Source organism: Holdemania massiliensis (assembly GCF_022440805.1).
Taxonomy (GTDB): Bacteria; Bacillota_I; Bacilli_A; order Erysipelotrichales; family Erysipelotrichaceae; genus Holdemania; species Holdemania massiliensis_A.
Map to the genome: position 1 here is coordinate 658148 of NZ_JAKNTK010000001.1, position 24118 is coordinate 682265.

The window sequence follows — 24118 nt, forward strand, 5'->3', positions numbered from 1 at the left end:
TACAAGCAAAGTTTTGATATATCAATTTTGGGATTCAAGTGCAATGGGAACCTTAGTCCCCATTGCAAGATTATTTATTCAGTGTGTCAATAACCACAGGCAGCACCTGTTTCTTTCGCGAGATGAAGCCTGGGGCAAAACTATCGGTTAAGACCGTTTTGAAGCCTTCTTCAATGACCCAGCTCTTCTTTCCGGTATACAGGAAATGCGACCCGGATCCTTTCGGATCGGTAAAAAGAATCAGGAGTAAATCATAATGGAGCTGCAGATTCTGATCTTCCAGATAAGCTAAAAACTCTGGTTTGACTTTCTGGTATTCTGCAGCACAGCGGCAGACAACCTGACCGATTGCGACTTTGCTGTCCTGAACACGATACTCTTTGAAATCTTCATACATCAATTCCTGGAATGATTTGTTCATCAGGGAGTCTGAAGTGCCCACTAACTCCTCGGCTAAAGTCTGAGCCTCAACGCCTGAAATCTGCGATAACTTCGCTGCCATCACACGATCCACATCGGTGGTTGTTGGTGATTTCAGATTCATCGTATCCGAAAGCAAACCGGACAACAACACACCGGCGATCGCCGGCGGCATGTCGACCTGATGCTGCTCATACAATCCGGCGACAATCGTACAGGTAGATCCGACGATCTGATTGACGAAGGAGATCGGACTTTGCGTTTCAATTCCGCCGAGGCGGTGATGATCGACGATTTCAATAATTTCTGCGAATTCCAGATCATGAATACTCTGTTCTTTTTCGTTATGATCCACGAGAATCAGCTGCTTCTTGCGGTAATTAAACAGATGATAACGCGAGATGGCGCCGATGACTTCTTCTTTCTCATTGACAACCGGATAGGTGCGAAATCGGGTCTTGGCAATTCGCTGGCTGGCCCCGTCTACCGTTTCACTAGTGCGGAAAACAACGACGGCGGAGGTCATGACTTCTGCGACACTGGGACTTTGGAAGATACTGTGGGCCACCGTAATCGCGCTGAGCGGCGTGTGCAGGATCGACACCTCTTCTTCCCTAGCCATTTCCAAAGTAATAGAATCGACCCAGTTTTCGCCGCAGATTAAAATCAAGGAAGCCTTCTGGCGAATGGCGGAGCGCTGCACTTCAGGATTGTTGCCGACGATCACAATCGTTCCTGCTTCAATCGTGCTGTTCTGGCCTAAAGAAGGCATAAGATGAACTTTGCCATTCGGATGAAATGGTGCCTGATGCAAAAGCGAAGCTTTCGTCGTTTTGATTATGTTGGCTAAAGGAACACGGCTCATCAAATCCTGCAGTGCTTCTTCGTCCGCAGTCCACAGGTTTGTTAAGTCAGAAACAGAAACAATACCTTCCAGATGATGCTTGGAATCCACGATAAAGATACCTTTATTCTTTCGCGATAAAATCGCATCCAGGGCTTCTTTCATCGTTGTATCTTTGCTTAAAAGCATGGCTTCATCCATGTCGATTTCAGCCAAGGTGCATTTGGCACTGGTCAAAAGCATTGGAACGGGCAGATGGAAACGCTCCAGGATGTATAAGGTCTCCTTATTAATTGCGCTGAGCCGGCAGGGCAGCGTATGCATTCCCAGCTGATTTTTCAGCGCTGAGTAAGCGATTGCCGAACAGATCGAGTCGGCATCCGGGTTTTTATGACCGATCACATAAATAGGTTTATCCATAGCTTATCCTCACTGACTCCATCATAGCGAAGTTTGTCAGGAAAAACAAGTTTGATTTTTGCATACGAATTAAAACCTTGAAAGACCAAGACAAAGACAATCCTTTTGTCTGCTTTCCTGACAATCTCTGCGGTTTGTCTATGTTGCCAAAGGCGAGTTTTCCGTATAATATCAACCGAAAAGGAGGGCGTGAGAAAACTCATTGCACAACTGACGGAATCCTTTGTATTTTCCACTTTTTCAATGGTATAATAACAAATGATAACGCTTTGCAAAGAGAAGGAGAGAGCTTATGTTAAAAGTCATGAATCACCCGCTGATCACGCACAAGCTGACTCAGATGCGGAAGGTGGAAACCGGAACGAAAGACTTCCGGCAGAACCTCGATGAAATTGCCGGGTTGATGGCCTATGAGATCTGCCGCGATCTGCCGACCAAGCCGGTTATGATTCAAACGCCGATCTGTGAATGTCAGACTGAAGAATTATCGAAGGAAATTGTTCTGATTCCCATTCTGCGCGCCGGGCTGGGACTGGTCAACGGCATTACTGATCTGATTCCGACAGCCAAGGTTGGATTTATCGGTCTGTACCGCGATGAAGAAACACTTCAGCCGCATGAGTATTTTGCCAAGTTTCCCAATACGATGCCGGATGCTGTAAATATGGTCCTGGATCCGATGCTGGCAACCGGAGGCTCCGCGGTGGCCGCGATTGATATGATCAAAAAGCGCGGAGCGAAGACAATCAAGCTGGTTTGCCTAGTCGGGGCTCCGGAAGGCGTCAAAGCCGTTGAAGAAGCGCATCCGGATGTCGATATCTATCTGGCGGCACTGGATGATCACCTGAATGAAAAAGGCTACATCGTTCCAGGACTGGGCGATGCCGGCGACCGCATTTTCGGCACGCGATAGTGAAAAGCTGGATCCAGGCGATGACGCTGGGATTCACCGTGATCGTATCCATCCTGGCGCCGACGCTGATCGGGCTATTGCTGGATGAGACCTGCGGGATTCGCCCCTGGGGTGTCATCGGCGGCATCCTCTGCGGGGCTGGGTGTGCGTTTGCGGCCTTATGGCAGCTGACGAAAACGAAATAAGGAAAACGTATGCGTAAACAAGGAATTTCATTGGCGCTGATCCTGTCGGGCCTGGTCGTGCTGATCGGGGTCCTGACTGACTGGCGGATTGCGTCCGGCTTCATCCTGGGCGGCGCCATTTCGGTTTTGCTGTACTGGCGCACAACGATGTTCTGTGATCAGGTTTTAGATCAGCAGGCATCGGGAAAACTTGGATTGATCGGCCATTTTCTGTTCAGCTATCTTCTGATGGCGATGCCGCTGTTGATTTCCGCGCTGGTTCCGGAGGTGTTCAATATCTTCGCAGCCGCCGGCGGCCTGTTTCTGATGAAGATCGTTTTGATTCTTGATTCAGTATTAGAAAGGAGGGAAAAAGATGGGTAAACCGCTGCACCTGACGATTCAGTCGGATGTGTTCATCATCTTGGGCGTGACGGCACTGCTGTGTCTGGCTGTGATCGCCTTGTCCAAAAAGATTGATAAAACCGATCCGCTGGCCAAACCGCACGGCGTGGTTCTGTTGGCAATCATGCTGGTGGAAACGCTGGATAACCAGGTAAAGGACAATGTCGGACCCCGGATCGCTAAAAATCTGTCGCCGTATGTCACGACGATTGCGATTTACATCTTTTTAAGCAATATTCTGGGCCTGTTCGGCTTCTCTTCTCCCACAGGCAATTACAGCGTCACCCTGATGCTGACGATCGTTACCTGGGTGCTCGTTCAGATTGCCCAGCTCAAAGCCGGCGGCTTCAAGGCGTATATGCACGCCTTTATTGAACCGATGCCGGTCTTTCTGCCAATGAATATTTTCGGCAAATTCTCGACGATTCTGTCGATGTCGCTGCGTCTGTTCGGCAACGTGCTGTGCGGAGGCATTATTATGTCTTTGGTCTACAGCTTTACGTCATGGTGCTCGACTGCATTGATTAATTTACTCATTCCCGTCGGATCGGCGGTCAACTTTATCGCCCCGATTCTGACCCCGGCGCTGCATTTCTACTTCGATCTGTTCGCCGGATTTATTCAGACCCTGATCTTCATTACGCTGACGATGGTCTTCATCGGCAATGAAGTTCCGGAAGAAATGAAAAAAGCATAACCATTTTAGGAGGAAAAAATTATGGATATCGCAAAAGGTTTAATCGCTATCGGCGCTGGTCTGGCTGTTATGACCGGTATGATGACAGGTATTGGTGAAGGTTTTGTCGCCGGCAAGGCCGTTGAGGCTATCGGCCGTAATCCGGAAGCTGAAGGTAAAATTCGTTCGACGATGATTCTGGGTATCGCCTTATCTGAAACCTGCGCTATTTACGGCTTATTGGTAGCGATCCTGCTGATCTTCGCGTTCTGATCGGGCCTCGATACGAAACGGATAGAGCAGGAGGGAAGATATGATTGATATTGATGTTATAGGCCAATTGCTTCCCAATCCGATCACGATGCTGACGCAGCTGTGTTCTACGCTGGTGCTGTTTCTGATCATCAAAAAGTTTTTGTGGAAGAGCATCACCAATATGCTTGAACGGCGTGCTGAGAAAATGCAGGAGGAACTGACGGCGAGCGAACAAGCTCACCAACAGGCGCTGCAGGATCGTGAGGATGCCCGTTTACAGCTGAAGGAAGCGGTGACACGGTCACAGACGATCATTGAAAAAGCGACGGTGGAAGCCAAGTCGGTGCGGGAAGAAATTGTCCGCAAGGCTAAAACTGAAGCCGATGATCAGATCGTTCGGGCCCGCGGCCAGATTGAGTTGGAACGTTCACAGATGCAAAGTGAAATCCACAAAGAGATGGTTGAGGTAGCGATGAGCGCGGCTGAGAAGCTGATCGGAGAAAAAAGCAACGAAGCCAGCGATCGCCAGGCTGTCGATCAATTTGTAAAGGAAGTAACAGCGTATGGCCAGTCAGGTCGCTGAACGGTACGGCCAGGCACTCTTTGAACTGGCTAAAGAAACCGGAAACCTCGTTCGCTGGGGTCAGCAGGCCCGTTATTTAGCGGCGGTGGTGGAAGAAAATCCGCAGCTGCTGGATTTTTTCAACGCGGTGAAGATCAGTGCGGAAGAAAAAAAACAGATGGTCAACACCTTGTTTTCCGGACAGATCGATACCCTGCTCGTGCATTTTCTGGATCTTTTGATTGATAAAAAACGAACGAAGAACACCGTTGAGATTCTCCGTCAATTTATCAGTCTGGAAAACGCTGAGCGCGGGGTAGCCGAGGGTTATGTGTACTCGGCACGCAAACTGGCAAAAGAAGACATGATCCGCATTGCCGAAGCGCTAACTCGGAATCATGGGCGCAGTCTGGAACTGACCAACCGGATCGATCCGCGGTTAATTTCCGGATTTAAAGTGGTGATCGGCAACGAGGTGATTGACGGCTCCATGAAATCAAAAATTGAATCACTGAAAAGTGAACTGTTGAAGGAAAGCAGGTGAGAGAATGAGTTTAAGACCTGAAGAAATCAGTGCTCTGATCAAAGAACAGATCAAGCACTATGAAGATAAAATTCAGTCGAACGACGTCGGCTATGTCATTCGTGTCGGCGACGGAATCGCCTTAATTCAGGGATTGGACAAAGCGATGTCATCCGAGCTGCTGCTGTTTCCGCATGATGTCTACGGCATGGTGCTGAACCTGGAAGAAGACCATGTGGGCGCAGTCTTGCTGGGCGATGATACGCTGATTAAAGAGGGCGATGAAGTCAAACGCACCGGCCGGATTGTCGAAGTTCCGGTTGGCGACGGAATGTTAGGACGAGTGGTCAACGCCTTAGGTCAGCCGATTGACGGCAAGGGCCCGATTGTCTGTGACAGAACCCGTCCGGTTGAACGGGTAGCGCCGGGTGTCATGACGCGTAAGAGCGTGCATCAGCCGTTAATGACCGGATTAAAAATTATCGACTCGATGATTCCGATCGGCAAAGGCCAGCGTGAGCTGATTATCGGTGACCGCCAGACCGGCAAAACCGCGATTGCGATCGACACGATTCTGAACCAGAAGGGTCAGGATGTGTACTGTATTTATGTTGCGATTGGACAGAAGACCAGCACCGTCGCTCAGATTGTCGAAAAGCTCCGGCAGCATGATGCGATGGGATATACGACGATTGTTGCAGCAACGGCCAGTGAAATGGCTCCGCTGCAGTATCTGGCGCCATATGCCGGCTGCGCGATCGGTGAGGAATGGATGGAACAGGGCAAAGACGTGCTGATCATCTATGATGACCTTTCCAAGCATGCGGTTGCTTACCGTACCATGTCGCTGTTATTAAGAAGACCACCGGGACGCGAAGCCTATCCGGGCGATGTTTTCTATCTGCATTCCCGGCTTCTGGAACGGGCGGCAAAGCTGAATGATGAACTGGGCGGCGGTTCTTTGACCGCACTGCCGATCATTGAAACCCAGGCCGGCGATATTTCGGCCTACATTCCGACCAATGTCATTTCGATTACGGACGGCCAGATCTTCTTGCAGACCGAACTGTTTAATGCCGGTGTTCGGCCGGCGGTGGACAGCGGCTTGTCCGTATCCCGTGTCGGCAGCGCTGCGCAGACCAAGGCCATGAAGCAGGTTTCCGGTTCGTTGAAGCTGGATCTGGCACAGTATCATGAAATGCTCAGCTTCTCGCAGTTTGGCTCCGATTTGGATCCGGTGACCAAGGCGACGATTGATCACGGCGCTCGGCTGACTGAATTGTTAAAGCAGGGACAGTATTCGCCGTTAACGATGAGCGAACAGGTTTTATCACTGTTTGCCGCCAAGAACGGTTATCTGAAGAACGTACCGGTCGAACAGATCAAGAACTTTGAAGAAGGCATGCATAAATTCTTTGCACAGGACAAAGCCGATCTGATCGAACGGATTGACGCAGAGAAGAAACTGGATGCGGATTTGGAAGCGGCGCTGAAGCAGGCGATGGACGAATATCTGCAGCAGTTTCAGCTGATCAGCGGGATGTAGTGCATGGCGCAGGGAAAGCAAGCGTTAAAGGGACGCATTCGTTCCGTCAGCGCCACCCGGAAAATAACCAGTGCGATGGAGCTGATCGCCAATGCCAAGCTGCAGAAGCAGCGCATTCAGATGGAAAAAAACCGGGAATATGCGGATACGCTGCGTCAGATGGTCAGTCAGATTCTGGCGAACAATCCGGAAAGTGACTGCGTCTATTTAAAGAAAAATCAATCACCCCGCACCTTAACGTTTATGTTTACCTCGGATATGGGGCTGTGCGGAGCGTATAACGCCAACCTGCTGCGGATGGCTCAGGAAGTCCTGGATCCGCAGGATCCGATGATTGTGATTGGCACCAAGGGCACCAGCACGCTGCGGCAGAAAGGATTCAATCTGATCCATGAGCCGATGGGGTCCGATCATGTGGATTTCTATGTGTTCAATGATTTGGCGGATGAAGCGCTGAATCTGTATGTTGACGGTGAAATCGGAAAGATTCAGATTCTTTATTGCCAGTTTGTCAATGCGGTAACCTTTACCCCGCAGCTTTTGACGCTGCTACCGGTCAGTCCGATGGAGCGGGAAGGCCGGGAGTTTAAGGTGGAAACCTTATTTGAACCAGGTCCGGATGAAATCCTAAAATCCCTGATTCCGATGTATGTCCGTTCTTTGCTTTACAGCACGCACATGCAGACGAAAACGGCGGAACAGGGTTCTCGCCGGGTTGCGATGGAAAGTGCGACGGACAATGCCGACGAGCTGATCGATAAGCTGACACTGCAGTATAACCAGGCGCGTCAGGCGGCGATCACACAGGAAATCACAGAAATTGTCGCCGGGGCCGACGCCTCGTAGCGAAAGGAGAGTTTATGGCTAATAATATTGGAAAAATCGTACAGGTCATCGGACCGGTTGTCGATATTCGGTATGCCGCCGGGAATCTGCCGGCTTTAAACAACGCGATTGTTGTGGATAAGGGCGAAGGTCAGCGGATTACCGTTGAAGTCGCCCAGCATATCGGCGATGACGTTGTTCGCTGCATCGCGATGGCTTCGACGGACGGACTGGTCCGCGGCATGGAATGTCTAGATACCGAAGCGCCGATCAGCGTGCCGGTAGGTCAGCAGGTGCTGGGCCGGATGTTCAATGTCCTGGGCGATGAGATTGATGGTTTGGGCGGATTGCCGGAACCGAACAAGAAACTGCCGATTCACCGCGCTGCGCCTTCCTTTGAGGAACAGCTGACGTCTGCGGAAATTCTGGAGACCGGCATCAAGGTTATCGACCTGCTTTGCCCGTATGCCCGCGGCGGCAAGATCGGTCTGTTCGGCGGCGCCGGGGTCGGCAAAACCGTCTTGATGCAGGAACTGATTCACAACATTGCCAAGGAACATGGTGGCATGTCCGTTGTGGCTGGGGTCGGCGAACGAACCCGTGAAGGCAATGACATGTACCATGAAATGAAGGATTCCGGCGTTTTGGACAAGACGGTTCTGGTCTATGGTCAGATGAACGAAAGTCCGGGCGCAAGAATGCGCGTGGCGCTGTCCGGCTTAACGATGGCGGAATACTTCCGCGATCAGGAAGGCCAGGACGTCCTGTTGTTTATTGACAATATCTTCCGTTTTACCCAGGCGGGTTCAGAAGTTTCAGCACTGTTAGGCCGGATGCCGTCGGCGGTTGGTTATCAGCCAACATTGGCGACAGAAATGGGACAGCTGCAGGAACGGATCACTTCTACGAAGCGGGGTTCGATTACTTCCGTTCAGGCGATTTACGTTCCGGCGGATGACTTGACAGACCCGGCTCCGGCGACGACGTTCTCGCATCTGGATGCCAAGACCGTTCTGGATCGTTCGATCGCGGCATTGGGTATTTATCCGGCGGTTGATCCGCTGGAATCCAGTTCACGGATGCTGGATCCGTTAATCGTGGGTGAAGAACATTACGAAGTCGCCCGCGGCGTCCAGCAGTTACTGCAGCGCTATAAAGAGCTGCAGGACATCATCGCGATTTTGGGTATGGATGAATTGTCAGATGAAGACAAAAAAATCGTAAACCGGGCACGCCGGGCACGAAACTTCCTGTCGCAGCCGTTCCATGTTGCCGAACAGTTCTCCGGCTATAAGGGAACTTACGTTCCTTTAGCGGAAACTGTGCGCAGTTTCAAGGAACTGTTGGCTGGTAAATATGATGATCTGCCGGAACAAGCCTTTATGTTCGTCGGTACGATTGAAGAAGCGGCGGAGAAAGCCCGTCAGCTGGGGCAGTAGCGTATGATCCACTGCCGCGTGGTGACGCCGGAAGGACTGGCGAAGGAACTGGATACCACCATCCTGAATGTGGTCAGCACTGTCGGTCAGCTGGGAATCTTATCCCGTCATGTACCGCTGGTCACACCGCTGGCCATCTCCCGCATGATTACGGAAGAAAGCGACGGCCGCAGGGAATACGCTGTCGCCGGCGGTCTGTTATATTTTGAAAATGATCTGGCAACGATCCTGACCGATGCGATTGAGTCCAAAGAGGAAATTGATCTGCGCCGGGCAGAGGAGGCCAAACAGCGGGCTGAAGCTCGGATGGAAGATCCCAATATGGATATCCGCCGTGCTGAAGTTGCCCTGAAGAAGGCCATGAACCGAATTTCGGTGAAAGGCGATGTAAAATAGAACCAAGCGACGATTTCTTTCTTTGGAAAGAAGCCGTCGTTTTCTTTTCCTGGTTACCGGAAAAGAATAAGCACTTCTGTGAAAATGATAGGCTTTCAAGAGAAATTGTTGAAAAATCAACAAATCTTGACCTAATTCCACATAAACAGTTTTCTTCTAAAAAATAAACTCTTATAATGATAGAAAAGGGAAGGGTGACTTATGAAAACAGTTTATATAAACGGAATCGTGTTGGACGGTACAGAAACGATGGAACCGCGCAAAGGCCTGGCGATCGTGACGGAGGGAGAAACGATTACGGCGATTGAACCGCTTCAAAGTGAATATCAAGAGGCGCAGATCGTTGATCTGAAAGGTCAGTACATCATGCCTGGGCTGATCAATCTGCATGTCCATCTGCCGGCCAATGGCAAGCCGAAGAAAAAACAGAGCGATCCGAAGAAACTGGTCAGGCTGATGACAAGCAATTCCTTCCTGCGCAAGATTATGTTTAACATGTGCGCAGGCTATGCGAAAACACAGCTGATGAGTGGAGTGACGACGATCCGCACGGTCGGTGGAGTGGAAGATGTGGATACGCAGATCCGCGATGCGATTTGTGCGGGAAAATTGGAAGGTCCGCGGATTCTTGCAGGAAACATGGCGATTTCCGTACCGGGAGGCCATATGGCGGGTTCTTTAGCGTATGAAGCGACTTCTTCGCAGCAGGCACGGGACTATGTCCGTCAGATTGCCAAAGATAAACCCGATTTAATTAAATTGATGATTACCGGCGGAGTATTGGATGCCAAAGTCAAAGGCGAGCCGGGAGAATTGAAAATGTCTCCGGAAATCATCAAAGCAGCCTGTGAGGAAGCTCATGCGTTAGGCCTGCAGGTAGCAGCTCATGTGGAAAGTCCGCAGGGTGTTCAGGTCGCTTTGGAAAACGGCGTGGATACGATCGAGCATGGAGCTATGCCGACAGCGGAGATCATCCAGCTGTTTAAAGACCGCAAGGCCTGTCAGGTGGCTACGCTCTCACCCGCTTTACCTTATGCTTTGTTTGATCGGACTGTCAGCCATGTTTCAGAGATGGAACAATACAACGGCAAGGTTGTCTTTGACGGAATTGTTGAATGCGCTAAGGCCTGTTTGGCTAGTGGCGTGCCGGTTGGATTAGGCACCGATACCGGTTGTCCTTATATCACGCATTACGATATGTGGCGGGAAGTCAATTACTTCCATAAATTCTGCGGGGTGTCCAACCAATTTGCATTGTATACAGCGACGAAGCGCAACGCTGAACTGGTGGGAATCGACAAGGAAACCGGATCGATCGAAGTCGGAAAATGCGCGGACTTCATTGTTACAGAAAAGAATCCATTAGAGGATCTTAAAGCTCTGCGGAACATCCGGATGGTCGTTGCCCGTGGTAAACGCATTGAGAATCCAAGGGTGAAAAAAATGCCGGAAGTCGAGCAGGCTCTGGATCAGTTTCTTTAACAGACGTTAAAATCCAATTAGCATAACTGTGATCGCAGTTGGATAATTGGATTTTCTTTTGCTTCGTAAAAGGAAATCATTTCATTCTGGATTTGATGATTACTCAATGACTAGGATACTTGTAGAAATATTCTTAAATTGATCGAAATTAATAAATTTTAATAAAAGATTCCGGATAATTATGAGAAAATAGTATTGACGCTGGATCGCTTTTCAATGGGAAATTACAATGGAATAAAAGTGATCAATGTCGTTGATTGGCTTTTGGACAGGTCTGTTTGACTTTAGGTTCAATGAGGTTTCATTTAACTATTGCGTTTGTTTTAGTTTATAATTGGGAATGAAAGTCTTGTTCAATCGTTTACTTCGTTTGATGGAGCAGGATAAATCCGCAAAAGGATAAGTTGATTTTGGATTAAGCAAGGGTTTCAAGAGGGCTGTTAATAGCAGCTCTTTTTTTGTTGCAGGTCAGTATGCTGGTTAAAAACACTGAAAAACGTTCAGTTAAAATGGAAAAATAGAACGGGAAGTGATTGCAGTTCATTGAGGCAAATCGATCTGCTTATGGAATATGGAAGCAGATCTGTCCCATAAAAGCCTGGAAATTCAGATGATGCTCCAGATCTGTCTTGAAACCCACTTTTAAAAGGGAAAGTAATATTTTAAACAAGGAAAAAACTTCCAGTTAAAAGGGAAACTTGGTTCATGGAAGTTGTCTGGGGTTCTTTCTATAATGAAATCAGAAAGGAGAATCAAAGATGGCTGAACTGATTATTGCAACTCATGGAAAAATGGCAGGCGGCACAGCGGATGCTGTTGAGCTTCTGACAGGGAAGAAAAAGCATTTGTTCATTTTGGAGGCCTATGATGATAACCTGTCGGTTGAGGAAAAAATCGAGCAGTTATGCCGCAAGCTTGATCCGCAGCAGCAGTGGATTTTCGCCGTAGATCTTCATTATGGAAGTGTGGCGCAGGCTCTGGCAGTCCATTTTGCAGGAAAGCTGGATCAGGTTAAAATTCTTGCCGGTTTTAATTTAAGCTTAATTCTTCGGCTGACAGAAGCATCTTCTGAAACCGTGTTCACCGAGGATGAGCTGCGCAGTCTGGCGGAAGCAAGCCGTAAGGACGTCATATTGGTGAATGATCTGTTTCAGATGTCTTCTGATTTTTAAGAGAGGTGGCCCAACATGATTAAAATGCTGAGAATTGACGAACGGCTGATTCATGGCCAGATCGTCGTTGACTGGTCCCGTTATCTGGGCGTCAATGCGATCATTGTCGGCAATGACATGGCCGCTACCAATTCGGTGGTTGAAATGACGCTGCGCATGGCAGCGCCGACAGGAATTAAAGTTGGAATCAAAACGGTCCGCGGTGCGGTAGAGGTTCTCAACAACCCGCAGATGGCGCAGTATCAGGTTCTGGTGATTGTCAGCAGTCCTCAGGATGCAGCACAGATTGTCACTCAGGTTCCGGGAATCCCGCGCGTGAACTTAGGCAATTACGGCCGCCTGAACCGCGAACAGCAGCATCGCCAGACCCTTCGCAGCAGCGTCTATCTGAATGAAGAGGAAATCGCAAAAATGAAAGAAATTATGGCGATGGGGATCGCCTGCGACATTCAGATGGTCACGTCAGATCCGGCAGTTCCGCTTCAGGAATGCCTAGAAAAGAGAGGATAATATGGTACAGGGAGCTTTGTTGGCAGCTTTGGTTTACTATGCTTTTAACATGATGGACTGCCTGTTAGGCTGGCAGGTTCTGGTTCGGCCGATTGTGCTGGGACCGATGGTGGGGCTGGTCTTGGGGGACTTTAAAACCGGGATTACGATGGGCGCTTCATTAGAGGCTATCTATGTCGGCATGTCCTGGATCGGCGGTGTGACTCCGGCGGATCCCGCTTCCAGTTCGGTCGTCGCCATCGCCTTTGCAATTCTGACCCATGTTTCGCCGGAAACGGCTTTAACCATCGCCTTACCGATCGGCGCCGTCATGGCCCGTGTCGACAGTATGGTAACGCCGATAACCGGAGCTTTGTCAGGGGTGTTTGATAAACTGGCGGAAAAAGGGGAAACGCGGAAGTATTCCATTCTCCACATCGCGACACTTTTCTGTGTAGATTATACGATTCATACCACGTTGATTTTCATGGCCATGGCCTTCGGCATGGACAAAATGGAATTTGTTCTTAGCGGCATGCCGGACTTTCTGCTTAACGGCTTAAATGTTGCGGGCGGAATGCTGGTCGCTGTTGGGTTTGCGATTTTAACGACAATGATCTGGTCTAAGGAACTTGCGGTCTTTTTCTTCGTCGGTTTTGTACTGGCTGAGTTTCTGCAGCTGCCGATCATCGCAATCGCGATTTTAGCCTTAGCCGTGGCTGTCGTCGGCTTTAGCCGGGATCGAAAAATGAAACAGATGGAAGATCGGCTGGCTTCCAGTGGGAAGGAGGATCTGTTCTGATGAAACACAGCGAACTGACAGCTCAGGAAAAGAAACATCTATGGACGCTGTTCTGGCGCTCCGGCACCGTCTTTGCTTCCTTCAATATGGTCAAAATGGAAGGACAATGCTACAACTATTGCATGTTCCCGATTTTGGATGATGTCTATCAAGGACAGGAAGAACTGCGACGGGAAGCAATTGTCCGCAATGGTGAATTTTTCAATACCCATGCCTGTACGATGGGATTGTGCTTGGGAATTTCCTATGCAATGGAGAAAGAACGGTCAGCGAATCCAGAAGCGATGGATCCGGCTATGATTACAAATATCAAAACTTCTCTGATGGGACCATTAGCTGGAATTGGTGATTCCTTATTCTTCAACACGATCCGCGTCATTGCTTCCGGGATTGCGATTTCACTCTGCGCTCAGGCTAATCCGGCCGGAATTCTATTATTCATTCTGATTTACGGCGGTTCGTTTCTGCTGCTGAAATATTATCTAGTCGATCTGGGGTATCGTCTGGGTGTCAATGCCATCGGCAGTGCTTTCCAATCCGGAACGATGAATATGATCACGCAGGCGGCTTCCGTCATGGGTTTGATGATGGTCGGCGCGCTCGTTTCCCAAATGGTCTCCGTCACAACCCCTTTAGTTTTAAATATTAACGGCGCAACGTTGGCAGTTCAGGAAATCCTTGATGCAATCATGCCGGGAATTTTGAAATTAGGCTTGTTGTTTCTGATATTCGCAATGCTGAAAAAGAAAATGAAGCCGGTGACGATCATTCTGATTGTTTTAGCAGCGGCCATCCTCGGCAGTTTCCTGGGGGTTTTCTAAGATGAAATATATCAAGAGTTCAAGAATTTATTTTGAGGATGGAGTCCGCGACGGCATTCTGGTTCTTGATCAAGGTCGTTTTGCCGGCTTTCTCGCTCCTCAAACCCACGTTAGCGAAGTCCTGGATTTTGGTGATCAGCGGATCATTCCCGGCATTTTTGATACGCATAATCACGGCACTTACGGCTATGCGCTGAATCCGCTTCCGGAACAAAGCAAAGAATCGATTGATCGGGAAATCCGCGGCTATTTGAAAGCTTTGACATATGAGGGAGTAACCAGTGTTTTTCCTACCTGTGAACCGCCGATCATTGAAAATACGGCGCGGATTGCCGAGGAAAAACCGATCGGCGCTCAAATTCTGGGAATTCACAGCGAAGGTCCTTATCTGAACCGCGTGGGAGAGAATGGCCGTCCAATGCCTTCACCGCCGGTCGATATGGAGGTCGTGCGCAAAATGGTGGCGGATGCCTGCGGGAAACTTCGGTTAGTTGCACTGGCGCCGGAGATTGAAGGAATTCAGGAGGCCATGCAGTATTTCCTGAAGCATGACGTGAAGCTGGCCTTCGCTCACAGCGACCTGAAGAGTGAGGGAACAAAGCAGGCGATTGCCCAGGGGATTACAGTAGCCACACATTTATCCAATGTTATGACCGGGCTGCATCATCGGGACCTGGGAGCCTTGGGTACCTTACTGATGAGTGATCAGGTAGATTGCGAATTGATCTGCGACGGCCTGCATGTCTCCTTAGACTTCATTGGTTTGTTATTAAAAATCAAAGACAGTTCCCGGTTTATGATGATTTCAGATTCCAGTGAACTAGCGGGATTAAAACCTGGGGTCTATGACAGTTTCTGGCCATTGCCGATCACCGTCGATGAACAGGGATATTTAAAAGATGCCGACGGTCGGCTGTGCGGGAGCAGCAAATCCGTCCTGTTTGGAATGGGAAATCTTGTGGAAAAACTCGGATTGCCGCTGGAACAGGTTATTCGAATGGCCTCACTGAATCCAGCCCGGATTTATGGTTTTGATGCGAAGAAGGGTTCAATTGCCTTCGGCAAAGATGCTGATTTTGTCGTCATCAGTGAGGATTATCAGGCCAGAGCTACCTTTGTCGGCGGAAAATGCGTCTATGACGCTGCAAAGGAGGAACGGATTTTCAACCCCGAATTAGGCAGCATCCGGAAATAGAAAAGATCGGCAGGTGTCTTCCCCAAAGCCCTGCCGATTCCTTTTGCCTTGATGTCGATTTGACTTGATGAAGAAAGGAGGGAGAATATGATTGCCAATCACCGACAGTTGTCGCTGCTGTATGAGTTGATGACACATGTCGAATTTATTCACGCGGATGTTTTAAGCCAGCGCTTTCAGGTGAGCACCAAAACGATTCGCAGCGACATCGGAATGATCAACGATACGATCCGCTCCCTGTCTATGAAAATCGAGTTTCGTAAGGGCCGCGGCTATCGTTATCTGACGCAGAATCCGGAAAAAAGCGAAGAATTGATCGCGCAGTTTCAATATCGCTTCTATGACATCTATGATCTGCGGGAGAATTTTAAGGAAAGAGTCAATTTGCTGCTGCGAAAACTGATGGAAAACGAAGGTTCAGTAAAATTAGAGACTTTGGCTCAGCAAGTGGGATTAACTCCCGCGGCGATTTCCAAGGAACTGAAGGAAGTCAGAAAAATATTGAAGGCTTATCATTTGGAGCTGCGCAGCCGTCCGTATTATGGACTGACAATCGTTGGCGGGGAGATTGAGTTCCGGTATTGTTTAATGGATTCTCTGACCTATTTTTATTATAAAGTAAAATGGTTCGATCTGTTTGGAGAACAGGAGCTGCCGTCCGATTTAGAGAAGACTCATCGCATGAAGATTTTAAATACTCTGATTAACTATTTAAAGAAATATGACTATGTAATCAGTGACGCAGCCTGTCAGAAAATGACAATCATGATCATCATTGCCGCCCGTCGGATTCGAGCTCATCACACGCTGGAGTTTACAGCGGAGGAAGCCACCTGCTTGAGGATTCCGAAAGAATATGAAATGATCGTTGATTTATGCCGGGCCTTGGAAGCGATGGAGGTTTTTGAAGGCTGTGTCTGGGATGAAAATGAGGTTTTGTTTTTGACGCTGTTTTTCCTCTGCAATATTGACTTGTATGAAAATAACTGCAAGTTCTGGGATTACGGTATTTTCTATGAAACAACACAGAAATGCGTTAATGAAGTCAGCCGGCGCTTGTATGAACATCATTTGGATTTAATGAAAATCCCTGATTTTAGTCAGAAGCTGACGAAAGTGCTGCTTCCGATTACCATTGCCATGCAGTTTGGAATTCGGGAAAAGCATACGATCAGCCGGATTACCAGTATTGTAAAGCTGACACCGTTTTGCAGTGCGGTCGTTTCTTTGATCAATCAAGTGTTCAGGGAGTTTTTTCATGAAGATCTGGGCGAAGAATCGTATTGCGTATTGATTCTGTTTATTTATAATACGCTGAAGCAAACTGAAGATCCGGGTCGGCGGCTGAAGCTGCTGATCAATCCGATTTTAAATCGCTTTGTCGGCGAATCATTACGCCAGGAACTGTTTGGCCGGTATGGCAGCAAAATTGAACAGATTGATATTTTAAAACCGTTTCAGGATATGGAAGATACTGCGATGAAGCAATACGACTGCCTGATCAGTTTTGACAATACAGTCCCCTTTCGATTGGAAGGAAAAATTCCAATCCTGCGCGTCGATTATTTTCTGACAGATGAAGACGATCAAAGGATATATCATCAGCTGATTCAGCCTTTAACGCAGATTGCCTGTCCCTTTGCACCCTTCTCCGTGAAAGAGCTGAGTCAGGAAGCCGGCGGGTTGAATGAAGCAGGTCTGATGCAGCTTTTAAATGAGAAAACGGGCGGAATCTTATTAAAGGAGCTGCAGGAAAACCGCTGCAGCTGGAACTGGATCTGCCGCAATGGCGTGATGACGATCATTTTATTTTCTGATCAGGTTCAGAATCATTTGATCCATTTTGATAAATGCTGCTGGATTGAGGATAAACGGCTGGAATATTGTTTCCTGTTTGTGGTGGATTGTCAGTCAAATCTGACAAAGATCAAGACCGCAGAAGAAGTGACGCGCCGTCTGATTCAGGATCGGGAGCTGATCACACGATTGTTTACTGCAGATCCACCGGATTTCTATACCGTTTTGACACAGGGACAGCGCTTGCCGGACGGGGAGAACAGATAAATGAAAGGCTTGTTTTTTCTCAGTTATTTCAGTTATTTTCTGCCCTACACCTTGATGATTCCCTGGCTGACATCGCTGGGATTTTCGCAGGTTCAGCGCAGCTGGATGTTTGCGGCTTCCGCTTTGGCAGCCATGATCGGACAGATTCTCTCTGGTTTTCTTTGTGATCGTTGGAAGACCCTGCGCAAACCCTATCTCTTCACACTGATCGGACTTGTGGTCTGCGGATGGCGTCTGTATGCGTCGAATTCATATGAGGGTCCTTTGCTTTGGGCGGGTTTATTTGGCGCTGTTTTCCGCGTTAATATGGGAATTCTGGACAGCTGGGCCTTGGAATTAGATCCATCGGGGAATCTGCGCTACGGCGTGATTCGCGGATATGGGGCTTTGGGAAGTATTCTGGGAAGTATTGGTGCTTCAATCATCTCAGTTCGCTTGGGGATTCAGGATATTGCCGGCTTTGTCCTGCTTGCCGGATCGGTAACCCTGGTTTTTGCGCTGCGGCAGCCGGAAGGAAAAGGTTTAAAGACGAAGCAGAATTTTCAATGGTCAGATGTAAAAGCATTGTTGAAGCTGAAAGGCTACTGGCGAATGATATTGATTTTATGGGTGATTCACTTCATGTCCAATGCGGATATTTTGACCGTGATTGATAAAATGACAGCCTTAGGCGCCAATTCTCAGCTTATCAGTATAAAGTGGGTACTGCAGTCGTTGTGTGAGCTGCCGTTGTTTTTAATCAGCAGCTGGCTGCTGAAACGATGGTCAGCCCGCAGACTGCTTCAATTTTCCCTGGCCATGTATTGTCTGCGGTTAGGCTTGACAAGCTTTGCGAGTACACCCGAAATGATTGTTTTTATTTCCGGACTTCAGCTGGTGACTTTTCCGCTGCTTCAGATTTCAGCAAAAATTCTGATTGACCGACAGGTTCCTGCTTCACTGAGGGCAACAGGTCAGCAATTGGCTTTGGGGATTTATTCCGGCTGTTCCATGATGTTGGCACCCTTGGTATTTGGCGGTTTAACGACAGTTTTTTCTTACGATGCAACGTTAATGATCACAGGGCTCCTTGGAATCATCCCAGCCCTGCTGCTGGCAGGTAAACAAGAAGCTGAAGCAATCTGAATTTTTCATCAAAAATTATTCATATCGAACAGTTTTGTCTTGATTTCAAGGATAAATTCATGGAACTCATACGGATTTGCATAGGTTAGACAGAGGGAATCAGAGTATTGAAGAAACAGATGATTCGCTGATAAGGAATCTTACCGCTGCAGAATTCTTCACTCTGAGAGCTGAGAATCTTGTCGCAGCAATGACATGAGAAAGAACAGTGATTATTATGTGAACGTTTTGACATGATAAAAACCCAGTGATATACTGGGCATAACAAAAACGGAGGGAAAACGAATGACTAAAATTTCAAGAAGAAGCTTCTTAAAGGGAACGGCCTCTTTGGCTGTTATGGGCGTCTTAGGTGGCTGTGCCCAGCAGGAAGGATTGGAAAAAACACCGGAGGATGTTCCTGAAACATCAAACTACAATGCTACTAGTCAAAATGGATTATGCAGTCTTGATTTTTCCGCAATGGAAAAATTGACGACGGATGTAGCTGTGATCGGCGGAGGCGGCGCAGGAATTTGTGCTGCGATAGCCGCTGCTCAAAACGGCGCTCAGGTACTGTTGATGGAGAAGTTGGGAATGTTAGGTGGTGCGACAATTTTATCCGGAGGGAAGATTCCGGCAACTGGAACTGAAGAACAGAGGGCTTATGGGGTTGAGGATGATACTGTAGAAGCCAATGCCCGTGATATTCTGCGTCCGAATAATTACAGCGTTCGTGAAGAACTAGTCTATACGGTTTGTGAGAATGCGAAAGATATGGTCGAATGGACTCGCTCAATGGGAGTTAACTGGTCGATTATGGATTCTTTATATTATGGACAGTCGGAATATCGAATGCATAATGCTGAAGGAAATGGCGTTGGGATGACTAAAGCGATGATTGATACGTTGAATTCTATGGATACAATCACGACGAAGTTGGAATTTTCCGTTAATGGACTGACTTTGGAAAAGGGTACGGTGACAGGATGTTACGGAAAGGATAAGAATGGCAAAGAATATGTGATTGAAGCTAAGAATGTAGTGTTGGCTTCCTCTGGTTTTGGCAATAATGATGAAATGCTGGCAAAATACTGTCCGGAGACTCTGCCCGCAGTTAAAGTAGTAGCCAGCGGTGCGACAGGAGAAGGAATTCTGTGGGGTGAACAGCTGGGGGCTAGGTTGGCCTGTATGGGTGCTTATCAAGGATACGCTTTCCACAATGTTGATAATGATACGACCAGTGATCAAGGACTGGCCAACAACGGCGGAATTTTTATAAATGAACAAGGCCATCGTTTCTGTAATGAATACGGTGGATATTCAGAATTGACACCGCATATTCTGGCACAGAGTCACAATCTCTGTTATCTTTGCTTTACGGATATTCAAAAAGAGAAATGTGCAAATTTCGCGAAATGGGACGAAGAAGGAATTGTGTTCAAAGCGGAAACGATTGATGATTTAGCTGCGACGATTGGTGTAGATCCAGCCGCACTGAACAAGACGGTTAGTCAGTATCAGGCGGGGATTGAAAAAGGTGAGGATCTGTTTAATCGGACGAAGCTTCCAGCTAATTTTGATGGTCCTTATTATGCGATTAAGATTACTGGGGAAATCCGGCATACACAGGGAGGAATTGCTACCGATGTGGATACCCATGCGCTACGTGAAGATGGCTCAGTTATTCAAGGCCTTTATGCCGCAGGAGGATGTACAGAAGGTTTTTCTTCCGGTGATGGTGCAGCATATATGTCCGGCAATGGTTTGCTTCAGGCTATGATTTTTGGCAAAATCGCTGGTATCAAAGCCGCTACTGAACAGCGGGGAGAAATAAAGGCCGTTCAGTGGACAAAAGCCTAACGATCAGAACAGGGGAATATGTAAAAAAACGACGCATTCTAGACGTCGTTTTTTAATCATAGACAGACTATTGGAATCGTCTTGACAACTTTAAACTATTGTAGTAGTCTATAAGTGTCATAAAGACTATTGTAATAGTCTTGAGGAGGCAGAGATGAAACTATTTGACTCAGAACTGAAGATTATGGATGTTTTATGGCGGCGCGGAAAAACGCCGGCCAAAGAAATTGCGGATGAATTAGGAAATACCATTGGCTGGAATAAGAATACAACGTATACGGTGATTAAAAAATGCGTTGATAAAGGAGCTGTGCTGCGGACGGAGCCTAATTTTCAATGTGAGGCCTTGATTCAGCGGGAGGAAGCTCAGCGTGAGGAAACAGAGGAGCTGATCAACAAAATGTTCGGTGGCAGCGATGAGCTGTTCTTCTCTTCCTTCTTAAAAACCAAAGGACTCAGTGATGAAAAAGCCGATGAACTTTTAAAACTGATCGAGAAAATGAAATGAGGAACAGACAATGTGGATTGTAAAAATGAATATGCCATTGATTCTGATGAGTCTGGTGGGGGCGGGGATGATCGTCATTGTCATTCTGTTAAAAAAAGGTTTCGGGCGGTTTCTGCCGCAGCGATTGTTTCCTTTGCTTTGGATTTGTGTTTTAATTCGCCTGCTGATCCCTTTTTCAATATCCAGTCCGTTGAATCTGACGTCATTCTCGAAATGGGGAAATTGGGCTGAATTCAGAACGTTCGGCATTGCAGAAAGCACGAATGTCGTTGTCATGGATGAAGCCCCGGCAGTTCAGAAAGGAACGCAGACGCAGACCTCAGTAACGAATGAGATTTCAGAACAGATAGCTATGCAAGCCCCTGCTTTTCAGCTGAATTGGAATATTGAAACAATTTATACGACAGGCGTATTGGCAACGGGGATATTTCTGGTTTGGCGCTTTATCCAGACACGCCGTAAGTTTGATGCCAGTGTTTTGATCGAAGGGGATCCGCGGATCATTTCAGTGTTGGACGCACAAAAGATCACAGCCGAAGTCTATCTCAATGATCGGATTCAGGGACCCTTAGTTTTTGGTTTGCGGAGACCTTTGATCTTCCTGCCTTCAACGCTGGATTTTACCGACAGTGATCTTCTGCGGAATATCCTGCAGCATGAATGCACGCATATCCGCCGGCATGATAATTGGATGAAGCTGGCCGCTGTTGCAGCCTTAAGCATCCATTGGTTTAATCCGCTGGTTTGGCTCATGGTCAATGCGATCAGCCGTGATCTGGAGGAAGCGTGTGATGAAAGTGTGCTGACGCAAATGAATCTGGAACAACGGCAAAGTTACGCCCGGGCATTAATTCAGATGTCGCGGAAGCAGCTGAAATTCGCCTGGAACTACTGTGCTTTCAGCCGCAATGAAGTGGAACGGCGAGTGCGCAAGATTGCGGCATATAAGCCATTGCGGAAAATTGTGATGGTTGCCTGTGTGGGCTTCATCGCTCTATTTTCGATGTTCACTGCTGCAGCCGCTCAGGCGCCGTTTATCGCAGAATTATCCTCCAGCTGTTCCAGTTCCGATTCCCGGTTTATCCTGGAAGCCGAGCTGAGGCGGGATCTTAATCTTTCGCTGTCATCGCAAACCCGCAGCCGGGCAGATCAGGCGCTGATTCAGGTGCTGAAAGAAAATCCTGACAGCGGACTGGCGGCGCTGAAACAAAAAGCTGCGGCGGCATTAGCGGAAGAGTTCCATGCCGAAGTGCAGGCATTCCATATTGACGCCTATCTGAATTTGGATGAAGCGGAGCTTCTAAAGGAATATCAGGCACATGCGATCCTCTATCAGAATCAACGATATACTTATGAAGGAAAACCGGTCAGGAATTTTGAAGATTCGATGGCGGGACGTTATTTTATGAATGATGAAGGGGACGTGGATGTGTATGTGGTTCGGGATGATCTAGGGAGGATCACAGAGCTGAAAACATACGTGGTGAAATAAGGTTAAAAAATCCCGGTACAGTCTTCTGCGAGAAAGCACTGCGCCGGGATTATCCTTATTAATTGAGTAAATAAAGATGTTCCCTATTTATCGGTAAAGGATGATGGAAGGAAATAAAAACAGATACGGCGCTGTCAGAATTGCCAGTAAGAGCGCGGCTTTCCGTTTCTCAGACAATGTCCAAGGAAGCCGTCGAAAACTGATTTTTAAATTGAACAAATAGATTAAGCCGCCGGATAACACGGTGATCGCAGCGGTGATCAGAAAGCCCAGAAGATGAGCGTACGGATTAAACTGAATCGCATAGGCAACAGAACTGCCGACACTGAAGGAAATGAACATCAACAGAGCACCGCCGATAAAATCGGAGAGATAGCCAAATCCAAAAATCCAGAGGAAACATTTTTTCCAGGCTGATTTGAAGTCCTGATGATTGAGCCTGCAGCCTAAGAACAGGACCAGCGTATCAATGATGATATTGCCAAGGAAGGTCAGGATAAAAAATCCGGTTGAAGGGATGAAGAGGAAAAACCAGAGGGGAAACAGGACATTGTATAAACGATATTTATGCATAATTTCTCCTTTCATATCATTCAGGTCAGAAATGCCAAGATCAGCACGCTGCCCTTTCACTTGTTTTCATTATAAAGGAAGCGCGGAAAGCGGAAAATAGGAAGTGAGGAACCGTAAGAAATTTGACAGATCTGTCAAGAATCGCTATCATGAGAAAAACGAGGGAATTCCGGCTTTCCCGATAAGAAGAAAGGAAGATTCTTTATGGAGGCAATCGTTCGTGTCGCTGTGCACTTAGGCTGTTTTGCGTTGGCGCTCTATGCCATGCAGGCGCTGAATTATGAAAAACTGATTCGCAGCGGCCGTGTTGTTCAGGCACAGCTGCTTTATCTTTTGGTCGCGATGTGCATCGCGCTTTTATCCGCGCAGTTTTTACTCAATCTCGTCATCAAGATTCATGTATAAACAAAAAGGACATGGACATACTCACCACTAGAGGTGAAATCCATGTATATGTACGAAAAGAAAAGTACCAAGGGCAAAGCGGCCGCGGTCATTTTAATGACGATGATCCTGATTCTGATCTCCGGCTTCTTCATTGCCAATTCCACTTTATTCAACAACCGTCCCGTCCTTCCGGTTAATCAGCCGGACGCCGTTGCTTCTTTGCATATTCCGGTGGTGCTGCCGGCCGATGAAACCGTTGCCGCGCCGTTTGCGATCAACGCCAAGGAAGTGCTGCATTTCTTTGAGAAAACAAAAAGTGAGGATGTCCTCGCTCAGGCTGTCACCGAATTTGAAGGTGTGTACCGGCCGAATCAGGGACTGGATTATGCTTATGACGGCAAAGTCTTTGAAGCGACTGCGATGTTAGGCGGTACGGTAACCGAAGTCAAGGAAGACGCGATGTTCGGAAAAAGCGTGACGGTCAAAACCGGAGAAGATCTGGAAATTACGTATCAGAGTTTATCTCAGGTGTCGGTGAAAAAAGATCAGGTTGTCAATCAGAACGATGTTCTCGGTTTAGCTGGAGAAAACATCTATAACAAGGATCTGGGAATCCATCTTCATGTCGTGGTGCAGAAGGACGGTAAGCTGATTGATCCGGCAACGATCATCGGCATGAAACCGGCTGAAATAAAATAGCACTTCGGTGCTGTTTTTTTCTGAGAGTTACGCTTCTGAAATAGTTACAAATTCATTAATTCTGGTGTTATTTTGAGGA

The 24118-nt window shown here is 47.8% G+C and carries 26 protein-coding genes; 24 read left to right on the top strand and 2 right to left on the bottom strand.

All coding sequences use genetic code 11. The features are described 5' to 3' along the window. Positions 1-70: 70 nt before the first annotated feature. Positions 71-1684: a putative manganese-dependent inorganic diphosphatase gene (locus MCG46_RS02995; protein WP_240277532.1), complete on the bottom strand. Its 1614-nt coding sequence runs from the start codon at positions 1682-1684 to the stop codon at positions 71-73. A 292-nt stretch (positions 1685-1976) separates the two neighbouring features. Between MCG46_RS02995 and upp the strand changes: the two genes are divergently transcribed. The 22 genes from upp (at position 1977) to MCG46_RS03105 (ending at position 22380) form a co-directional block, all read left to right on the top strand. Then, positions 1977-2597, top strand: coding sequence for a uracil phosphoribosyltransferase (upp, locus tag MCG46_RS03000; protein WP_020225028.1), 621 nt, complete (start codon positions 1977-1979; stop codon positions 2595-2597). Then, positions 2597-2782: an AtpZ/AtpI family protein gene (locus tag MCG46_RS03005; protein WP_147612174.1), complete on the top strand. Its 186-nt coding sequence runs from the start codon at positions 2597-2599 to the stop codon at positions 2780-2782. The genes upp and MCG46_RS03005 overlap by 1 nt, the downstream gene beginning before the upstream one ends. 9 nt (positions 2783-2791) lie before the next feature. Next, complete coding sequence (locus MCG46_RS03010; RefSeq protein ID WP_154238989.1) at positions 2792-3145, top strand: hypothetical protein; 354 nt, start codon at positions 2792-2794, stop codon at positions 3143-3145. Continuing rightward, positions 3138-3863, top strand: a complete 726-nt coding sequence (locus MCG46_RS03015; RefSeq protein ID WP_240277533.1) for a F0F1 ATP synthase subunit A — start codon at positions 3138-3140, stop codon at positions 3861-3863. The genes MCG46_RS03010 and MCG46_RS03015 overlap by 8 nt, the downstream gene beginning before the upstream one ends. 21 nt (positions 3864-3884) lie before the next feature. Continuing rightward, on the top strand, positions 3885-4115 hold the full coding sequence (gene atpE / locus MCG46_RS03020; protein ID WP_020225024.1) for an ATP synthase F0 subunit C: 231 nt from the start codon (positions 3885-3887) through the stop codon (positions 4113-4115). Positions 4116-4155: 40 nt separating this feature from the next. After that, positions 4156-4680, top strand: coding sequence for a F0F1 ATP synthase subunit B (atpF, locus tag MCG46_RS03025; RefSeq protein ID WP_154238987.1), 525 nt, complete (start codon positions 4156-4158; stop codon positions 4678-4680). Further along, the gene (locus tag MCG46_RS03030; protein ID WP_240277534.1) at positions 4661-5203 is read left to right on the top strand and encodes a F0F1 ATP synthase subunit delta; all 543 of its coding nucleotides are present in this window, start codon (positions 4661-4663) and stop codon (positions 5201-5203) included. Before atpF ends, MCG46_RS03030 begins: the two co-directional genes overlap by 20 nt. A 4-nt stretch (positions 5204-5207) precedes the next feature. Further along, the gene (atpA, locus tag MCG46_RS03035) at positions 5208-6728 is read left to right on the top strand and encodes a F0F1 ATP synthase subunit alpha (RefSeq protein WP_240277535.1); all 1521 of its coding nucleotides are present in this window, start codon (positions 5208-5210) and stop codon (positions 6726-6728) included. 3 nt (positions 6729-6731) lie between these two features. After that, on the top strand, positions 6732-7574 hold the full coding sequence (atpG, locus tag MCG46_RS03040; RefSeq protein ID WP_240277537.1) for an ATP synthase F1 subunit gamma: 843 nt from the start codon (positions 6732-6734) through the stop codon (positions 7572-7574). Positions 7575-7588: 14 nt separating this feature from the next. Next, positions 7589-8992 carry a F0F1 ATP synthase subunit beta gene (gene atpD / locus MCG46_RS03045; RefSeq protein WP_240277539.1) on the top strand — a complete coding sequence of 468 codons (1404 nt, stop codon included), beginning with the start codon at positions 7589-7591 and terminating at the stop codon, positions 8990-8992. Positions 8993-8995: 3 nt separating this feature from the next. Next, positions 8996-9388 (top strand): ATP synthase F1 subunit epsilon, encoded by a 393-nt coding sequence (gene atpC / locus MCG46_RS03050; RefSeq protein ID WP_240277541.1) that lies wholly within the window; start codon positions 8996-8998, stop codon positions 9386-9388. 201 nt (positions 9389-9589) lie between these two features. After that, positions 9590-10870, top strand: a complete 1281-nt coding sequence (locus MCG46_RS03055; protein WP_240277549.1) for an amidohydrolase family protein — start codon at positions 9590-9592, stop codon at positions 10868-10870. Between the two features lie 758 nt (positions 10871-11628). Next, the gene (locus MCG46_RS03060; protein WP_240277551.1) at positions 11629-12042 is read left to right on the top strand and encodes a PTS sugar transporter subunit IIA; all 414 of its coding nucleotides are present in this window, start codon (positions 11629-11631) and stop codon (positions 12040-12042) included. 15 nt (positions 12043-12057) lie between these two features. Then, complete coding sequence (locus MCG46_RS03065) at positions 12058-12552, top strand: PTS system mannose/fructose/N-acetylgalactosamine-transporter subunit IIB (RefSeq protein ID WP_240277553.1); 495 nt, start codon at positions 12058-12060, stop codon at positions 12550-12552. Between the two features lies 1 nt (position 12553). Then, positions 12554-13333 carry a PTS mannose/fructose/sorbose/N-acetylgalactosamine transporter subunit IIC gene (locus MCG46_RS03070; protein WP_240277555.1) on the top strand — a complete coding sequence of 260 codons (780 nt, stop codon included), beginning with the start codon at positions 12554-12556 and terminating at the stop codon, positions 13331-13333. Further along, positions 13333-14154, top strand: a complete 822-nt coding sequence (locus tag MCG46_RS03075; protein WP_240277557.1) for a PTS system mannose/fructose/sorbose family transporter subunit IID — start codon at positions 13333-13335, stop codon at positions 14152-14154. The genes MCG46_RS03070 and MCG46_RS03075 overlap by 1 nt, the downstream gene beginning before the upstream one ends. A 1-nt stretch (position 14155) precedes the next feature. Next, positions 14156-15349 carry an N-acetylglucosamine-6-phosphate deacetylase gene (locus MCG46_RS03080; RefSeq protein ID WP_240277559.1) on the top strand — a complete coding sequence of 398 codons (1194 nt, stop codon included), beginning with the start codon at positions 14156-14158 and terminating at the stop codon, positions 15347-15349. 87 nt (positions 15350-15436) lie between these two features. Next, positions 15437-17413, top strand: coding sequence for a BglG family transcription antiterminator (locus MCG46_RS03085; RefSeq protein WP_240277561.1), 1977 nt, complete (start codon positions 15437-15439; stop codon positions 17411-17413). Continuing rightward, positions 17414-18538 (top strand): MFS transporter, encoded by a 1125-nt coding sequence (locus MCG46_RS03090; RefSeq protein WP_240277565.1) that lies wholly within the window; start codon positions 17414-17416, stop codon positions 18536-18538. A 285-nt stretch (positions 18539-18823) separates the two neighbouring features. Continuing rightward, complete coding sequence (locus MCG46_RS03095) at positions 18824-20380, top strand: FAD-dependent oxidoreductase (RefSeq protein ID WP_240277566.1); 1557 nt, start codon at positions 18824-18826, stop codon at positions 20378-20380. 154 nt (positions 20381-20534) lie between these two features. Further along, entirely contained in the window at positions 20535-20888 is a 354-nt protein-coding gene (locus tag MCG46_RS03100) for a BlaI/MecI/CopY family transcriptional regulator (protein ID WP_240277568.1), read from the top strand. A 10-nt stretch (positions 20889-20898) separates the two neighbouring features. Further along, the gene (locus tag MCG46_RS03105) at positions 20899-22380 is read left to right on the top strand and encodes a M56 family metallopeptidase (protein WP_240277570.1); all 1482 of its coding nucleotides are present in this window, start codon (positions 20899-20901) and stop codon (positions 22378-22380) included. A gap of 87 nt (positions 22381-22467) precedes the next feature. Here the strand turns inward: MCG46_RS03105 and MCG46_RS03110 are convergent, their stop codons facing one another. Next, positions 22468-22953, bottom strand: a complete 486-nt coding sequence (locus tag MCG46_RS03110) for a hypothetical protein (RefSeq protein ID WP_240277572.1) — start codon at positions 22951-22953, stop codon at positions 22468-22470. A 204-nt stretch (positions 22954-23157) separates the two neighbouring features. Between MCG46_RS03110 and MCG46_RS03115 the strand changes: the two genes are divergently transcribed. After that, complete coding sequence (locus MCG46_RS03115; protein WP_020225012.1) at positions 23158-23358, top strand: DUF1146 family protein; 201 nt, start codon at positions 23158-23160, stop codon at positions 23356-23358. A 48-nt stretch (positions 23359-23406) separates the two neighbouring features. Next, positions 23407-24039, top strand: a complete 633-nt coding sequence (locus MCG46_RS03120) for a M23 family metallopeptidase (protein WP_167540017.1) — start codon at positions 23407-23409, stop codon at positions 24037-24039. The last annotated feature ends 79 nt before the right edge of the window (positions 24040-24118 follow it).

Coding starts and splice junctions, on each gene's coding strand:
- MCG46_RS02995 (WP_240277532.1), bottom strand. CDS start 1,684: ATGGATAAACCTATTTATGTGATCGGTCATAAAAACCCGGATGCCGAC.
- upp (WP_020225028.1), top strand. CDS start 1,977: ATGTTAAAAGTCATGAATCACCCGCTGATCACGCACAAGCTGACTCAG.
- MCG46_RS03010 (WP_154238989.1), top strand. CDS start 2,792: ATGCGTAAACAAGGAATTTCATTGGCGCTGATCCTGTCGGGCCTGGTC.
- MCG46_RS03015 (WP_240277533.1), top strand. CDS start 3,138: ATGGGTAAACCGCTGCACCTGACGATTCAGTCGGATGTGTTCATCATC.
- atpE (WP_020225024.1), top strand. CDS start 3,885: ATGGATATCGCAAAAGGTTTAATCGCTATCGGCGCTGGTCTGGCTGTT.
- atpF (WP_154238987.1), top strand. CDS start 4,156: ATGATTGATATTGATGTTATAGGCCAATTGCTTCCCAATCCGATCACG.
- MCG46_RS03030 (WP_240277534.1), top strand. CDS start 4,661: ATGGCCAGTCAGGTCGCTGAACGGTACGGCCAGGCACTCTTTGAACTG.
- atpA (WP_240277535.1), top strand. CDS start 5,208: ATGAGTTTAAGACCTGAAGAAATCAGTGCTCTGATCAAAGAACAGATC.
- atpG (WP_240277537.1), top strand. CDS start 6,732: ATGGCGCAGGGAAAGCAAGCGTTAAAGGGACGCATTCGTTCCGTCAGC.
- atpD (WP_240277539.1), top strand. CDS start 7,589: ATGGCTAATAATATTGGAAAAATCGTACAGGTCATCGGACCGGTTGTC.
- atpC (WP_240277541.1), top strand. CDS start 8,996: ATGATCCACTGCCGCGTGGTGACGCCGGAAGGACTGGCGAAGGAACTG.
- MCG46_RS03055 (WP_240277549.1), top strand. CDS start 9,590: ATGAAAACAGTTTATATAAACGGAATCGTGTTGGACGGTACAGAAACG.
- MCG46_RS03060 (WP_240277551.1), top strand. CDS start 11,629: ATGGCTGAACTGATTATTGCAACTCATGGAAAAATGGCAGGCGGCACA.
- MCG46_RS03065 (WP_240277553.1), top strand. CDS start 12,058: ATGATTAAAATGCTGAGAATTGACGAACGGCTGATTCATGGCCAGATC.
- MCG46_RS03070 (WP_240277555.1), top strand. CDS start 12,554: ATGGTACAGGGAGCTTTGTTGGCAGCTTTGGTTTACTATGCTTTTAAC.
- MCG46_RS03075 (WP_240277557.1), top strand. CDS start 13,333: ATGAAACACAGCGAACTGACAGCTCAGGAAAAGAAACATCTATGGACG.
- MCG46_RS03080 (WP_240277559.1), top strand. CDS start 14,156: ATGAAATATATCAAGAGTTCAAGAATTTATTTTGAGGATGGAGTCCGC.
- MCG46_RS03085 (WP_240277561.1), top strand. CDS start 15,437: ATGATTGCCAATCACCGACAGTTGTCGCTGCTGTATGAGTTGATGACA.
- MCG46_RS03090 (WP_240277565.1), top strand. CDS start 17,414: ATGAAAGGCTTGTTTTTTCTCAGTTATTTCAGTTATTTTCTGCCCTAC.
- MCG46_RS03095 (WP_240277566.1), top strand. CDS start 18,824: ATGACTAAAATTTCAAGAAGAAGCTTCTTAAAGGGAACGGCCTCTTTG.
- MCG46_RS03100 (WP_240277568.1), top strand. CDS start 20,535: ATGAAACTATTTGACTCAGAACTGAAGATTATGGATGTTTTATGGCGG.
- MCG46_RS03105 (WP_240277570.1), top strand. CDS start 20,899: ATGTGGATTGTAAAAATGAATATGCCATTGATTCTGATGAGTCTGGTG.
- MCG46_RS03110 (WP_240277572.1), bottom strand. CDS start 22,953: ATGCATAAATATCGTTTATACAATGTCCTGTTTCCCCTCTGGTTTTTC.
- MCG46_RS03115 (WP_020225012.1), top strand. CDS start 23,158: ATGGAGGCAATCGTTCGTGTCGCTGTGCACTTAGGCTGTTTTGCGTTG.
- MCG46_RS03120 (WP_167540017.1), top strand. CDS start 23,407: ATGTACGAAAAGAAAAGTACCAAGGGCAAAGCGGCCGCGGTCATTTTA.